Genomic DNA, 15,417 nt, shown 5'->3' with positions numbered 1-15,417 from the left:
CGCCATGCTCACCCTCTGTCTGGACATCGGCGGCACCAAAATCGCTGCCGCGCTGGCGGACCCGGGCGGGAAACTCGTGTACACCGCCATCCGGCCCACCCCGGTCACGCCCGCCGCCGGCGACGTGTGGGCCGTCGTCGAAGCGATGATCGCCGACGCGCTGCAGGCGGCGGACGCTCCGGTCGGCGCCGTCGGGATCGCCTCGGCCGGGCCCATCGATCTGGGCAGCGGATCCGTCAGCCCGATCAACATCAACAGCTGGGACCGTTTCCCGTTGCGCGACAAGGTCGCCGCGGCGGTGCCGGGACTGCCGGTGGTGCTGGCCGGTGACGGCGTCTGTATGGCATTGGGGGAGCAGTGGATCGGGGCGGGGGAAAATGCGGCCCCGGACGCCCGGTTTCTGCTGGGCATGGTGGTCTCCACCGGGGTGGGCGGCGGACTGGTGCTCGACGGCGTCCCCTACTCGGGGCGCACCGGCAACGCCGGTCATGTCGGGCACGTGGTGGTCGAACTGGACGGGCGGCCCTGCACCTGCGGCGGTCACGGTTGCGTGGAGACCGTCGCGTCCGGGCCGTGGATGGTGCGCCGGGCGCGGGAGAGCGGCTGGTCCGCGCCGCCCGAGGCCGGCGCCAGCGACCTGGCCGCCGCGGCGGCGGCCGGAGACCCGTTGGCTCAGCAGGCATTCCATCGGGGCGGCAACGCGCTCGCCGCGATGATCGCCTCGGTCGGCGCGGTGTGCGATCTGGACCTCGTGGTGATCGGCGGAGGTGTCGCCAAATCCGGGGCGCTGCTCTTCGACCCGCTGCGGGCCAAGCTCGCCGAATACGCCGGCCTGGACTTCCTGTCCGGGCTGCGGGTGCTGCCGGGCCGGCTCGGCGGTGAGGCCGGCCTGATCGGCGCGGCCCGGCTCGCGGGGCTCAGCTGACCCGCTGCATGTGCTTTCGGCCCCAGTTGCACAGGCTCGCCAGCACCGGCCCCAGCGTCATGCCGTATTCGGAAATCGAATAGTGCACGCACGGCGGCACCGTGCGCGCGTCGTGGCGCTCGATGATCCCGGCGTCGACCAGTTCGTGCAGGTGGCGGATGAGCATGCGTTCGGTGATGCCGGGGATGCTGCGCCGCAGTTCGGCGGTGCGCATCGGGCCGTCGCACAGTCGCCACAGGATGGTGCCTTTCCAGCGGCCGTCGATGACCGACAGCGCGGCGTCGATCGGGCAGTCGCTGAGTTCCTTCTTGGATACGGACACGAGCACCTCGCTGACTAATTTGTCAGTACCTTGATATTTGTCAGCATAACCGCCAAGGTCGTTGCCATGAACAACAGCATCGACGCGCTCGCGGTCGTGGTCACCGGACTGATGGCAGGCGTGGAGCTGGCGGTCGCGGTCTTCTTCAATCCGCTCATCGCGCGGCTGCCCGACGACGGCTTCCGCGCGGCCCGCGGTGGTGCCGCCCGGGCGCTGGGCACGACGATGCCATTCTGGTATGCCGTCACCCTGCTGCTGGTGGCCTCGCTCGCGATCCAGGAACGCGGCGAGGAGCGCGACTGGCTCTGCGGCATCGCCGCGGGGCTGATGGCCGCGGTGATACTGCTGACGGTCGTCCTGCTGGTGCCGATCAACAACCGCATCGCGAAGTGGCCGAGCACGGGTGAGCTCTCCCGCGAGCTCGCCACCCGGTGGGATCGGCGGCACCGGGTGCGGGTGATCCTGCTGCTGGCGGTGTTCGTCCTACTCGTCCTCGCCGTCACCTGAGGCCGCCGCCGTTTTGGCTGATCGCGCGGGCCACGCTATTCTGTTAGCCGATCCACCGAAGACCGTCGGTCACCGAGCAATCGGTTGAAGGTCCGGGAGCATCCCGGCGGCCCACGCAGGAGGACGAGGCATCAGCGTCGGCTCGCGCCGGCGTAATTTCACGCCCCGGCCGCTTCTGCGCCGGGGCGTTCGTCGTTCTTCGGGAATCGAGACGACACGTCGCATTGACTTTCACTTCAGGAGGTAGGCATGGCTAGGGCTGACAAGGCCACCGCCGTTGCAGAGATCGCCGAGCAGTTCAAGGAATCGACCGCAACCCTGATCACGGAGTACCGCGGTCTGACCGTCGCCAACCTGGCCGAGCTGCGGCGCTCGCTCAACGGGGCGGCCACCTACTCGGTGGCCAAGAACACGCTGGTCAAGCGTGCGGCTTCGGAGGCCGGGGTGGAGGGGCTCGACGAGCTCTTCGCCGGCCCGACGGCCATCGCATTCGTCACCGGGGAAGCGGTCGACGCCGCCAAGGCCATCAAGACCTTCGCCAAGGAACACAAGGCGCTGGTCATCAAGGGCGGCTACATGGACGGCCGCGCGCTCTCGGTCGCCGAAGTCGAGCGCATCGCAGACCTGGAGTCGCGCGAGGTGCTGCTGGCCAAGCTGGCCGGCGCGATGAAGGGCAACCTCGCCAAGGCGGCGGGGCTGTTCAACGCTCCCGCTTCGCAGGTCGCCCGGCTCGCGGCCGCCCTGCAGGAGAAGAAGGCCGCCGAAGGTCCCGCCGCTGCTGCAGAACCCGCAGCCGCCGCGGAGCCCGCAGCGGACGCCACCCCGGAACCCGCTTCGGAAGCACCCGCTGAGGCGCCGGAAACCCCGGCCGAAGCCGAATAACAACCCACCCGGAACCTAGAAAAACAAGGAAGGACCCACACCCATGGCAAAGATGTCTACCGACGACCTGCTCGACGCTTTCAAGGAAATGACCCTGCTCGAGCTCTCCGACTTCGTGAAGAAGTTCGAGGAGACCTTCGAGGTCACCGCGGCCGCCCCGGTCGCCGTTGCCGCCGCCGGTGGTGGCGCCGCCGGTGGTGCGCCCGCCGAGGCGGCCGAGGAGCAGTCGGAGTTCGACGTCATCCTCGAGGCCGCCGGTGACAAGAAGATCGGCGTCATCAAGGTGGTCCGCGAGATCGTCTCCGGCCTGGGCCTCAAGGAGGCCAAGGACCTGGTCGACAGCGCGCCCAAGCCGCTGCTGGAGAAGGTGGCCAAGGAGGCCGCCGACGAGGCCAAGACCAAGCTCGAGGCCGCCGGCGCCACCGTCACCGTCAAGTAAGTCGCAAGCGCACGAACCCCCGGGATCACCATCCCGGGGGTTCGTGCGTTCAGTGCCTGGCCGACCGCCGCGACTGCGCCACGCGCTCGGGTGAATCGCCAAGGGCGACAAGTAAATTCGAGGTCATCGCCTCGAACACCGGCGCGACCGCAGAGCTGTCGTCGCCGTAATACCCGGCCAGCTCCAGCATCACGAAGCCGTGGGTCTGCGCCCAGAACTGGGCGGCGGTGGCCACGATGGACGCGTCGTCGACACCGTCTTTCACAGCGCCCGCGGCTTCGATCCGACCGGCCAGCATGCACCGGCGCACCACCCGCACCACATGGGCAAAGCTGGGGTGATGCCGCTCGATCTCGGCGACCGTCAGCGTCAGGACATTGCCGGCGGGCGCCTTGATGCCGTGGGCGCTGGTGCTGCCGAACATCAGCCGATACATGTGTGGCCGTTCGATGGCGTAGCGGCGGTAGGCGGTGCCGATGGCAAACAAGTCGGCGACCGGGTCGGCGGTCTGCGGCACCGTCTGAGCGGCGTCGAACTGCCGCAAGCCCTCCTCGGCGACCTCGGCGATGAGTCCTCGCATCCCGCCGAAGTGGGTGTAGACCGCCATCGTGGAGGTGCCCGCGGCGCCGGCCACCTTGCGCGTCTGCAGGGCGTCGGGCCCGTGCTCGTCGAGCAGGCCGACGGCGGCGTGCAGCATCTCGTCGCGGATGCCGCGCTGAACCTCTGAAGTCATCGTTGCCATCTTCTCATCGGTGGCGTACCGTGCCAATAACGCTGCAATAACAATGTTATAGGAGCTCAGCGATGGCGACCACGGCAACGGCCAAACCCGGCAACCCCTACCTCGAGGACGTCCTGGCGCCGGTGAGCGCGGAGGTCACCTCACACGATCTGCGCGTCACGGGACGGATTCCCGAACACCTCGACGGCCGCTACCTGCGCAACGGGCCCAATCCGGTCGCCGAGGTGGACCCGGCCGTCTACCACTGGTTCAGCGGTGACGGCATGGTGCACGGGGTGGCGCTGCGCGACGGGCAGGCCCGCTGGTACCGCAACCGCTGGGTGCGCACCGCGCACGTATGCAGGGCCTTGAATGAGGCGGTGCCGCAGGGGCTGAACCCGCGCGCCGGGATGCTCTCCGTCGGCCCGAACACCAATGTGCTGAGCCATGCCGGGCAAACACTGGCGCTCGTCGAAGGGGGCGGGGCGAATTACCGGCTGACCGACGAACTGGACACCAAGGGGCCGTGCGATTTCGACGGCACCCTGTTCGGCGGCTATACCGCCCATCCGCACCGCGATCCCCGCACCGGCGAATTGCACGCGGTGTCCTACGCGTTCACCCGCGGACGGACCGTGCAGTACTCGGTGATCGATACCGCCGGCCGTGCCCGCCGCACCGTCGACATCGAGGTGTCAGGGTCGCCGATGATGCACGACTTCTCCCTGACCGACAAATACGTGGTGATCTACGACCTGCCGGTGACGTTCGATCCCGTGCAGGTGATGCCGACGAACGTGCCGCGTTGGCTGGGTCTGCCGGCCCGGCTTGTGATGCAGTCGTTGATCGGACGCGTCCGGGTCCCCGGTCCGGTGACCACGATGATCAACCGCAATCGCGAACCGATCAATCGGATGCCCTACCGCTGGAACCCTGACTACCAGGCGCGCATCGGGGTCATGCCGCGGGAGGGCGGCAATAAAGACATCCGCTGGTTCGACATCGAACCCTGCTACGTCTACCACCCGCTCAACGCCTACTCCGAGATGCGCGGTGGCGCTGAGGTTTTGGTGCTCGATGTGGTGCGCTACTCGCGGATGTTCGACCGCGACCTGCGCGGTCCCGGCGACAGCCGGCCCACGCTGGACCGCTGGACCGTCAACCTGGCGACCGGGGCGGTGACCAGCGAACGCCACGACGATCGCCCGCAGGAGTTCCCGCGCATCAACGAGGGCCTGCTCGGCGGGCGGCACCGATTCGGCTACACCATCGGCACCGACGGCGGCTACCTGTCGAACGGGGCGTCCGAGATGTCCACCGCGCTCTACAAGCACGACTATGCGACCGGATCGAGTACGGCCGCCGCCCTCGATGCGGGCCTTTTACTCGGCGAGATGTGCTTTGTGCCGAACCCCGCCGCCCGCGCCGAAGACGACGGCATCCTGATGGGCTTCGGCTATCACCGCGACCACGATGAGGGCCAATTGCTCTTGCTGGATGCGCAGACGCTCGAGCGGGTGGCCACCGTCCACCTGCCGCAGCGGGTGCCGATGGGCTTCCACGGCAACTGGGCGCCCACTGGCTAACGTTGGGCTAACACGTGCGTCAAATAAGTTGTGCCGTGCGGGCTTCCGGCTGATCTCAGGACCGTCAATTTTTCCCGGCTGTCGCCCGCATCCCTGCTGCCGTGTGGCAGGCGTGCGCTACAGTGACTCATGCCACACAAAAGGGCAGGTGGCGGGCACGAGTTTCGACGGAAGGATTTCCCATGGGCGTCGCTATCGAGGTGAATGGACTTACGAAGTCCTTCGGCTCCTCGAGGATTTGGGAAGACGTGACGCTGGAAATCCCCGCCGGGGAGGTCAGCGTCCTGCTGGGACCGTCGGGTACCGGCAAATCGGTCTTCCTGAAGTCCTTGATCGGCCTGCTGCGCCCCGAGCGCGGCTCGGTCGTCATCGACGGGACCGACATTCTGCAGTGCTCGGCCAAGGAGCTTTACGAGATCCGCACGCTGTTCGGCGTGATGTTCCAGGACGGCGCGCTGTTCGGTTCGATGAACCTGTTCGACAATGCGGCGTTCCCGCTGCGCGAGCACACCAAGAAGAAGGAAGGCGAGATCCGTGACATCGTCATGGAGAAGCTGACCATGGTGGGTCTGGGCGGCGACGAGAAGAAGTTCCCCGGCGAGATCTCCGGTGGTATGCGCAAGCGCGCCAGCCTGGCCCGTGCCCTGGTGATGGACCCGCAGATCATCCTCTGCGACGAGCCGGACTCGGGTCTGGACCCGGTTCGTACCGCGTACCTGAGCCAGTTGATCCTCGACATCAACGCCCAGATCGACGCCACGGTGCTGATCGTGACGCACAACATCAACATCGCTCGCACCGTGCCGGACAACATGGGCATGTTGTTCCGCCGCAAGCTGGTCATGTTCGGCCCGCGCGAGGTGCTGCTGACCAGCGACGAGCCTGTGGTGCGGCAGTTCCTCAACGGCCGCCGGATCGGGCCGATCGGCATGTCGGAGGAAAAGGACGAGGCGACCATGGCCGAAGAGCAGGCCGCACTGGACGCCGGCCAGCATGCCGGCGGTGTCGAGGAGATCGAGGGCGTGCCCCCGCAGATCGTCGCGTCGCCGGGCATGCCCGAGCGCAAGGCCGTCGCCCGCCGCCAGGCCCGGGTGCGCGAGATCCTGCACACCCTGCCCAAGACCGCTCAGACCGCCATCCTCGACGACCTCGAAGGCACCCACAGGTACCGCGCCCACGAGATCGGCGAATAGGGCGCCCGGCTCGATGAGTTTCGCGATAACTCCGCGTAACACGACGGCCCGCCCTCTTGACGACGGGCCGTAAACGAGCCAATCTGTTGGGCAGCATGTATCCAGCGGAGAGTCGAAACGCCAGCCAGCGCCGATGTCCCTGGACTGCTGATGTTGGGAAGTTGAGGAATGCGCCGTCCTGCGCTATTGTTGGACGTTGCGCTGGCTACCTCCTGCCCACCTCACCCGCCACCTGACATCGTGGTCTAAGCCTGAGCCCCTCAAGCGGCTTAGTTCTAGTTGCGCGTGAGATCCGGACAGATCGTTCGCCGGCCGAACCGACACAATTCGCGGCGAGCTGGCCCGGTGGTCCCGGTCTTCGTGAGTCGCACGAGGTGCTGGAAGGATGCATCTTGGCAGATTTCCGCCAGAGCAAGACGGATCGCCCACAAAGTTCCTCTAACGGAAGTTCCTCGAACGGCTCCGTGCCTGGAGCGCCCAACCGAGTTTCCTTCGCCAAGCTCCGCGAACCGCTCGAGGTTCCGGGTCTGCTTGACGTGCAGATCGACTCCTTTGAGTGGTTGATCGGGGCGCCGCGGTGGCGTGAGGCCGCCGCCGCCCGCGGCGAGACCGCGGCAGGAGCGACTCCGGTGGGTGGCCTGGAAGAGGTGCTCTACGAGCTCTCCCCGATCGAGGACTTTTCCGGCTCGATGTCGCTGTCGTTCTCCGACCCGCGTTTCGACGAGGTCAAGGCGCCGGTCGATGAGTGCAAAGACAAGGACATGACGTACGCGGCCCCGCTGTTCGTCACGGCAGAGTTCATCAACAACAACACCGGCGAGATCAAGAGCCAGACGGTCTTCATGGGTGACTTCCCGATGATGACCGAAAAGGGCACCTTCATCATCAACGGGACCGAGCGTGTGGTGGTCAGCCAGCTGGTCCGCTCGCCGGGCGTGTACTTCGACGAGACCATCGACAAGTCGACCGAGAAGCTACTGCACAGCGTCAAGGTGATCCCGAGCCGCGGTGCGTGGCTGGAGTTCGACGTCGACAAGCGCGACACCGTCGGCGTCCGCATCGACCGCAAGCGCCGCCAGCCGGTCACCGTGCTGCTCAAGGCGCTGGGCTGGACCAACGAGCAGATCACCGAGCGGTTCGGCTTCTCCGAGATCATGATGTCGACGCTGGAAAAGGACAACACCGCCGGCACCGACGAGGCGCTGCTGGACATCTACCGCAAGCTGCGTCCGGGCGAGCCGCCGACCAAGGAGTCCGCGCAGACCCTGCTGGAGAACCTGTTCTTCAAGGAGAAGCGCTACGACCTGGCCCGCGTCGGCCGCTACAAGGTCAACAAGAAGCTCGGCCTGAACGTCGGCGAGCCGATCACCAGCTCGACGCTGACCGAGGAAGACGTCGTCGCCACCATCGAGTACCTGGTGCGCCTGCACCACGCCCGTACGGATGGCCAGCCCGCTGTCATGACTGTCCCCGGCGGCACCGAGGTGCCGGTGGAGACGGACGACATCGACCACTTCGGCAACCGCCGGCTGCGCACCGTGGGCGAGCTGATCCAGAACCAGATCCGGGTCGGCATGTCGCGCATGGAGCGCGTGGTCCGGGAGCGGATGACCACGCAGGACGTCGAGGCCATCACGCCGCAGACCCTGATCAACATCCGGCCGGTCGTCGCCGCGATCAAGGAGTTCTTCGGCACCAGCCAGCTGTCGCAGTTCATGGACCAGAACAACCCGCTGTCCGGGCTGACCCACAAGCGTCGTCTGTCGGCGCTGGGCCCCGGCGGTCTGTCCCGTGAGCGCGCCGGCCTGGAGGTCCGTGACGTCCACCCGTCGCACTACGGCCGCATGTGCCCGATCGAGACCCCGGAGGGTCCGAACATCGGTCTGATCGGCTCGCTGTCGGTGTACGCGCGGGTGAACCCGTTCGGCTTTATCGAGACGCCGTACCGCAAGGTCGTCGATGGTGTGGTCTCCGACGAGATCCACTACCTGACCGCCGACGAGGAGGACCGCCACGTCGTGGCGCAGGCCAACTCGCCGATCGACGACAAGGGCCGGTTCGAGGAGTCCCGCGTCCTGGTCCGCCGGAAGGCGGGCGAGGTCGAGTACGTGCCCTCGTCCGAGGTGGACTACATGGACGTGTCGCCGCGCCAGATGGTGTCGGTGGCCACGGCCATGATCCCGTTCCTCGAGCACGATGACGCCAACCGTGCCCTGATGGGTGCCAACATGCAGCGCCAGGCGGTTCCGCTGGTGCGCAGCGAGGCGCCGCTGGTGGGTACCGGCATGGAGCTGCGCGCGGCCATCGACGCCGGCGACGTGGTCGTGGCCGACAAGGCCGGGGTGATCGAGGAGGTCTCCGCCGACTACATCACCGTGATGGCCGACGACGGCACCCGGCACACCTACCGGATGCGCAAGTTCGAGCGGTCCAACCACGGCACCTGCGCCAACCAGTCGCCGATTGTCGACGCGGGGGAGCGGGTGGAGGCCGGCCAGGTTATCGCCGACGGTCCCTGCACCGAGAACGGTGAGATGGCGCTGGGCAAGAACCTGCTCGTGGCGATCATGCCGTGGGAAGGCCACAACTACGAGGACGCGATCATCCTCTCCAACCGGCTGGTTGAGGAGGACGTGCTCACCTCGATCCACATCGAGGAGCACGAGATCGACGCCCGCGACACCAAGCTGGGCGCCGAGGAGATCACCCGGGACATCCCGAACGTCTCCGACGAGGTGCTGGCCGACCTGGACGAGCGCGGCATCGTGCGCATCGGTGCCGAGGTCCGCGACGGCGACATCCTGGTCGGCAAGGTCACCCCGAAGGGTGAGACCGAGCTGACCCCGGAGGAGCGGCTGCTGCGCGCGATCTTCGGTGAGAAGGCCCGCGAGGTCCGCGACACCTCCCTGAAGGTGCCGCACGGCGAGTCCGGCAAGGTCATCGGCATCCGGGTGTTCTCCCGCGAGGACGACGACGAGCTGCCGGCCGGTGTCAACGAGCTGGTGCGCGTCTACGTGGCCCAGAAGCGCAAGATCTCCGACGGTGACAAGCTCGCCGGACGTCACGGCAACAAGGGCGTCATCGGCAAGATCCTGCCGCAGGAGGACATGCCGTTCCTGCCGGACGGCACCCCGGTGGACATCATCCTGAACACGCACGGTGTGCCGCGACGGATGAACATCGGCCAGATCCTGGAGACCCACCTCGGGTGGGTGGCCAAGTCCGGCTGGAACATCGACGGTTCGCCCGAGTGGGCGGTCAACCTGCCCGAGCAGCTGCGGCACGCGCAGCCGGACCAGATCGTGTCCACGCCGGTGTTCGATGGCGCCAAGGAGGAGGAGCTGCAGGGCATGCTGTCCTGCACGCTGCCCAACCGCGACGGTGAGGTCATGGTCAACGGCGACGGCAAGGCGGTGCTGTTCGACGGCCGCAGCGGTGAGCCGTTCCCGTACCCGGTGACCGTCGGCTACATGTACATCATGAAGCTGCACCACCTGGTGGACGACAAGATCCACGCCCGTTCCACCGGCCCGTACTCGATGATCACGCAGCAGCCGCTGGGTGGTAAGGCGCAGTTCGGTGGCCAGCGCTTCGGTGAGATGGAGTGCTGGGCCATGCAGGCCTACGGCGCGGCGTACACGCTGCAGGAGCTGTTGACCATCAAGTCCGACGACACCGTCGGCCGGGTCAAGGTGTACGAGGCGATCGTCAAGGGCGAGAACATCCCGGAGCCGGGCATTCCCGAGTCCTTCAAGGTGTTGCTCAAGGAACTGCAGTCGCTCTGCCTCAACGTCGAGGTGCTCTCCTCGGACGGTGCGGCGATCGAGCTGCGCGAAGGCGAGGACGAGGACCTCGAGCGGGCGGCGGCGAACCTGGGAATCAACCTGTCCCGCAACGAATCTGCGTCTGTTGAGGACCTGGCTTAGCGACGGCGCCCAAGTGGCAATAGCCAGCCTCTTTATTGGTAACTAAACCCGCAAGGGGAAAGGGAGTTACGTGCTCGACGTCAACTTCTTCGATGAACTCCGTATCGGCCTGGCCACCGCGGAGGACATCAGGCAATGGTCTTACGGCGAGGTCAAGAAGCCGGAGACGATCAACTACCGCACGCTGAAGCCGGAGAAGGACGGCCTGTTCTGCGAGAAGATCTTCGGACCGACTCGCGACTGGGAGTGCTACTGCGGCAAGTACAAGCGTGTCCGGTTCAAGGGCATCATCTGTGAGCGCTGTGGCGTCGAGGTGACTCGCGCCAAGGTGCGTCGCGAGCGGATGGGCCACATCGAGCTCGCCGCGCCCGTCACGCACATCTGGTACTTCAAGGGTGTGCCGTCGCGGCTGGGCTACCTGCTCGACCTGGCGCCGAAGGATCTCGAGAAGATCATCTACTTCGCCGCCTACGTCATCACCTCGGTCGACGACGAGATGCGTCACAACGAGCTCTCCACTCTCGAGGCCGAAATGATGGTGGAGCGCAAGGCTATTGAGGACCAGCGCGACGCCGACCTGGAGGCCCGCGCGCAGAAGCTCGAGGCCGACCTGGCCGAGCTGGAGGCCGAGGGTGCCAAGGCCGACGCGCGTCGCAAGGTCCGCGACGGCGGCGAGCGCGAGATGCGTCAGCTGCGCGACCGGGCCCAGCGCGAGCTGGACCGGCTCGAGGAGATCTGGACGACCTTCACCAAGCTGGCTCCCAAGCAGCTGATCGTCGACGAGAACCTCTACCGCGAGCTGATCGACCGCTTTGGTGAGTACTTCACCGGCGCCATGGGTGCGGAGTCGATCCAGAAGCTGATCGAGAACTTCGACATCGACGCCGAGGCCGAGTCGCTGCGCGACGTCATCAAGAACGGCAAGGGGCAGAAAAAGCTTCGCGCCCTGAAGCGCCTCAAGGTGGTCGCGGCCTTCCAGCAGTCGGGTAACTCCCCGATGGGCATGGTGCTCGACGCGGTGCCGGTGATCCCGCCGGAACTGCGCCCGATGGTGCAGCTCGACGGTGGCCGGTTCGCCACGTCGGACCTGAACGACCTGTACCGCCGCGTGATCAACCGGAACAACCGCCTCAAGAGGCTGATCGACCTCGGCGCGCCCGAGATCATCGTCAACAACGAGAAGCGGATGCTGCAGGAGTCCGTGGACGCGCTGTTCGACAACGGCCGTCGCGGCCGCCCGGTCACCGGGCCGGGTAACCGTCCGCTGAAGTCGCTGAGCGATCTGCTCAAGGGTAAGCAGGGCCGGTTCCGTCAGAACCTGCTCGGTAAGCGCGTCGACTACTCGGGCCGTTCGGTCATCGTGGTCGGCCCGCAGCTCAAGCTGCACCAGTGCGGTCTGCCCAAGCTGATGGCGCTGGAGCTGTTCAAGCCGTTCGTGATGAAGCGGCTGGTCGACCTCAACCACGCGCAGAACATCAAGAGCGCCAAGCGGATGGTGGAGCGTCAGCGTCCCCAGGTGTGGGATGTCCTCGAAGAGGTCATCGCCGAGCACCCGGTGCTGCTGAACCGCGCACCCACCCTGCACCGGCTGGGTATCCAGGCCTTCGAGCCGATGCTGGTGGAAGGCAAGGCGATCCAGCTGCACCCGCTGGTGTGTGAGGCCTTCAACGCCGACTTCGACGGTGACCAGATGGCGGTGCACCTGCCGCTGAGCGCCGAGGCGCAGGCCGAGGCCCGCATCCTGATGCTGTCGAGTAACAACATCCTGTCGCCCGCGTCGGGCCGACCGCTGGCCATGCCGCGTCTGGACATGGTGACCGGTCTGTACTTCCTGACCACCGAGGTCGACGGCGACAAGGGCGAATTCAAGGCGGCCGCCAAGGACGAGCCCGAGGTCGGGGTGTACTCCTCGCCGGCCGAGGCGATCATGGCGTCCGACCGTGGCGTGCTGTCGGTGCGAGCCAAGATCAAGGTGCGGCTGACCCAATTGCGTCCGCCGGCCGAGATCGAGGCCGAGCTGTTCGGCGCCAACGGCTGGCAGCCGGGCGACGCCTGGATGGCCGAAACCACTTTGGGCCGTGTGCTTTTCAACGAACTGCTGCCGGTGGGCTATCCGTTCGTGAACAAGCAGATGCACAAGAAGGTGCAGGCGTCGATCATCAACGACCTGGCCGAGCGCTACCCGATGATCGTGGTCGCGCAGACCGTCGACAAGCTCAAGGACGCCGGTTTCTACTGGGCGACCCGCAGCGGTGTCACGGTCTCGATGGCCGACGTGCTCGTCCCGCCGCGCAAGAAGGAGATCCTCGACCAGTACGAGGAGCGGGCCGAGAAGGTCGAAAAGCAGTTCCAGCGTGGTGCTTTGAACCACGACGAGCGCAACGAGGCGCTGGTGGAGATCTGGAAGGAAGCCACCGACGAGGTCGGTCAGGCGCTGCGTGAGCACTACCCGGCCGACAACCCGATCATCACGATCGTGGACTCGGGCGCCACGGGTAACTTCACCCAGACGCGAACGCTGGCCGGCATGAAGGGTCTGGTGACCAACCCGAAGGGTGAGTTCATCCCGCGTCCGGTCAAGTCCTCGTTCCGTGAGGGCCTGACCGTGCTGGAGTACTTCATCAACACGCACGGCGCTCGAAAGGGCTTGGCGGACACCGCGTTGCGTACCGCCGACTCGGGTTACCTGACCCGTCGTCTGGTGGACGTGAGCCAGGACGTCATCGTCCGCGAGCACGACTGTGAGACCGAGCGCGGCATCATCGTCGAGCTGGCCGAGCGTCAGCCGGACGGCACCCTTATCCGTGACCCGTACATCGAGACCTCGGCGTACGCACGGACTTTGGGCGCCGACGCGGTCGACGAGGCCGGCAACGTCGTCGTCGCGCGCGGCGAGGACCTGGGCGACCCGTCGATCGAGGCCTTGCTGGCCGCGGGTATCACGCAGATCAAGGTGCGCTCGGTGCTGACGTGCACCACCGGTACCGGTGTGTGCGCGACCTGTTACGGACGCTCGATGGCGACCGGAAAGCTGGTCGACATCGGCGAGGCCGTCGGTATCGTCGCCGCGCAGTCCATCGGTGAGCCCGGTACCCAGCTGACCATGCGTACGTTCCACCAGGGTGGTGTCGGTGAGGACATCACCGGCGGTCTGCCCCGGGTTCAGGAGCTGTTCGAGGCCCGCATCCCGCGCGGCAAGGCGCCGATCGCCGACGTCACCGGGCGGGTCCGTCTCGAGGAAGGTGAGCGGTTCTACAAGATCACTATCGTTCCCGACGACGGCAGCGAAGAGGTCGTGTACGACAAGCTCTCCAAGCGGCAGCGGCTGCGTGTGTTCAAGCACGAAGACGGTTCCGAGCGGGTGCTGTCCGACGGCGACCACGTCGAGGTGGGCCAGCAGCTGATGGAAGGCTCTGCCGACCCGCACGAGGTGCTGCGCGTGCAGGGCCCCCGCGAGGTGCAGATCCACCTGGTCCGCGAGGTCCAGGAGGTCTACCGCGCACAGGGTGTGTCGATCCACGACAAGCACATCGAGGTGATCGTCCGCCAGATGCTGCGCCGCGTCACCATCATCGACTCGGGCTCGACGGAGTTCCTGCCCGGCTCGCTGATCGACCGCGCGGAGTTCGAGGCGGAGAACCGCCGGGTGGTGGCCGAGGGCGGCGAGCCCGCCGCCGGACGTCCGGTGCTGATGGGTATCACGAAGGCGTCGCTGGCCACCGACTCGTGGCTGAGTGCGGCGTCGTTCCAGGAGACCACGCGAGTGCTGACCGATGCGGCGATCAACTGCCGCAGCGACAAGCTCAACGGTCTGAAGGAGAACGTGATCATCGGAAAGCTGATCCCGGCCGGTACCGGTATCAACCGGTACCGCAACATCCAGGTGCAGCCGACCGAGGAGGCCCGGGCCGCCGCGTACACGATCCCGTCCTACGAGGATCAGTACTACAGCCCGGACTTCGGCCAGGCCACCGGTGCCGCGGTGCCGCTGGACGACTACGGCTACAGCGACTACCGCTAGTCAACAACGAAAAAGCCCCGGGCCCAACACAACAGGCCCGGGGCTTTTTCGTTGCTTGGGTCATGCTCGGTCGTCGGAGCCCGTCACTAGACTGGCCGATGTGCTCATCGGTTCACACGTCCGCAACGACGACCCGCTGGCTGCCGCGCAAGCCGACGGCGCTGACGTGGTGCAGTTCTTCCTCGGCAACCCGCAGAGCTGGAAGAAACCCCAACCCCGCGACGATGCCGAGGCGCTCAAAGCGTCGACCGTGCCGCTGTACGTCCATGCCCCATACCTCATCAACGTCGCGTCGGCGAACAACCGCATCCGGATCCCGTCGCGCAAAATCTTGCAGGACACCTGCGACGCGGCCTCGGAAATCAACGCGACGGCGGTCATCGTGCATGGCGGCCACGCCGACGACGATGACATGGAAGCCGGCTTCGAGCGCTGGGTCAAAGCGCTGGACTATCTGGAAACAGATGTGCAGGTGTATCTCGAGAACACCGCCGGCGGCGACCACGCGATGGCCCGCTATTTCGACACCATCGGTAAACTGTGGGATCACATCGGCGACAAGGGAATTGGCTTCTGCCTGGATACCTGTCACGCCTGGGCCGCCGGTGAGGCCCTGATCGATGCGGTCGACCGGATCAAGGCCCTGACCGGACGCATCGATCTGGTGCACTGCAACGACTCGAGGGACGCCGCAGGCTCCGGTGCCGACCGGCACGCCAACTTCGGCACCGGCCAGATCGACCCAGCGCTGCTCGTCGCGGTGGTCGAGGCCGCCGACGCGCCGGTGATCTGCGAGACGGCGGACGAGGGCCGCAAGGACGACATCGCGTTCCTGCGGGAGAACACCAAGGGCTAATCGCCCCTTGACTGTTACACCTCTTGTGCAACTGTCGAG

11 protein-coding genes are annotated in these 15,417 nt (G+C 66.5%); 9 read left to right on the top strand and 2 right to left on the bottom strand.

All coding sequences use genetic code 11. The features are described from left to right. Positions 1–4: 4 nt before the first annotated feature. Complete coding sequence (locus tag B8W69_RS18650) at positions 5–925, top strand: ROK family protein (protein WP_085291271.1); 921 nt, start codon at positions 5–7, stop codon at positions 923–925. On the opposite strand, the gene B8W69_RS18645 is transcribed toward B8W69_RS18650, so the two are convergent. Beyond that, entirely contained in the window at positions 918–1,247 is a 330-nt protein-coding gene (locus B8W69_RS18645) for a winged helix-turn-helix transcriptional regulator (RefSeq protein ID WP_085291299.1), read from the bottom strand. The genes B8W69_RS18650 and B8W69_RS18645 overlap by 8 nt on opposite strands. Positions 1,248–1,313: 66 nt before the next feature. Here B8W69_RS18645 and B8W69_RS18640 point away from each other — a divergent pair, with 66 nt between their 5' ends. From B8W69_RS18640 to rplL, 3 genes are all read left to right on the top strand, one after another. Further along, positions 1,314–1,754 (top strand): anthrone oxygenase family protein, encoded by a 441-nt coding sequence (locus tag B8W69_RS18640; RefSeq protein WP_085291270.1) that lies wholly within the window; start codon positions 1,314–1,316, stop codon positions 1,752–1,754. A gap of 249 nt (positions 1,755–2,003) precedes the next feature. Next, positions 2,004–2,636 (top strand): 50S ribosomal protein L10, encoded by a 633-nt coding sequence (rplJ, locus tag B8W69_RS18635; protein ID WP_085291269.1) that lies wholly within the window; start codon positions 2,004–2,006, stop codon positions 2,634–2,636. Positions 2,637–2,679: 43 nt separating this feature from the next. Next, positions 2,680–3,075: a 50S ribosomal protein L7/L12 gene (gene rplL, locus B8W69_RS18630; RefSeq protein WP_085291268.1), complete on the top strand. Its 396-nt coding sequence runs from the start codon at positions 2,680–2,682 to the stop codon at positions 3,073–3,075. 49 nt (positions 3,076–3,124) lie between these two features. Here rplL and B8W69_RS18625 read toward each other — a convergent pair whose 3' ends face one another. Continuing rightward, positions 3,125–3,808 carry a TetR/AcrR family transcriptional regulator gene (locus B8W69_RS18625; protein WP_085291298.1) on the bottom strand — a complete coding sequence of 228 codons (684 nt, stop codon included), beginning with the start codon at positions 3,806–3,808 and terminating at the stop codon, positions 3,125–3,127. Positions 3,809–3,879: 71 nt separating this feature from the next. On the opposite strand from B8W69_RS18625, the gene B8W69_RS18620 reads away from it, so the two are divergent. From B8W69_RS18620 to B8W69_RS18600, 5 genes are all read left to right on the top strand, one after another. After that, a complete protein-coding gene (locus B8W69_RS18620) occupies positions 3,880–5,382 on the top strand; it encodes a carotenoid oxygenase family protein (RefSeq protein WP_085291267.1) in 1,503 nt (500 codons plus the stop codon). A 182-nt stretch (positions 5,383–5,564) separates the two neighbouring features. Continuing rightward, positions 5,565–6,575 carry an ABC transporter ATP-binding protein gene (locus B8W69_RS18615; protein ID WP_085291266.1) on the top strand — a complete coding sequence of 337 codons (1,011 nt, stop codon included), beginning with the start codon at positions 5,565–5,567 and terminating at the stop codon, positions 6,573–6,575. Between the two features lie 392 nt (positions 6,576–6,967). After that, positions 6,968–10,501 carry a DNA-directed RNA polymerase subunit beta gene (gene rpoB, locus B8W69_RS18610; RefSeq protein ID WP_110881984.1) on the top strand — a complete coding sequence of 1,178 codons (3,534 nt, stop codon included), beginning with the start codon at positions 6,968–6,970 and terminating at the stop codon, positions 10,499–10,501. Between the two features lie 70 nt (positions 10,502–10,571). Continuing rightward, positions 10,572–14,522: a DNA-directed RNA polymerase subunit beta' gene (locus B8W69_RS18605; RefSeq protein WP_085291264.1), complete on the top strand. Its 3,951-nt coding sequence runs from the start codon at positions 10,572–10,574 to the stop codon at positions 14,520–14,522. Between the two features lie 100 nt (positions 14,523–14,622). Then, entirely contained in the window at positions 14,623–15,378 is a 756-nt protein-coding gene (locus B8W69_RS18600) for a deoxyribonuclease IV (protein ID WP_085291263.1), read from the top strand. Positions 15,379–15,417: the final 39 nt, after the last annotated feature.

Source organism: Mycolicibacterium vulneris, from assembly GCF_002104765.1.
In the GTDB taxonomy this organism is placed as follows: Bacteria; Actinomycetota; Actinomycetes; order Mycobacteriales; family Mycobacteriaceae; genus Mycobacterium; species Mycobacterium vulneris.
Note: the sequence above shows the minus strand (reverse complement) of the source record. Positions and strands in the feature narration are given on the sequence as shown.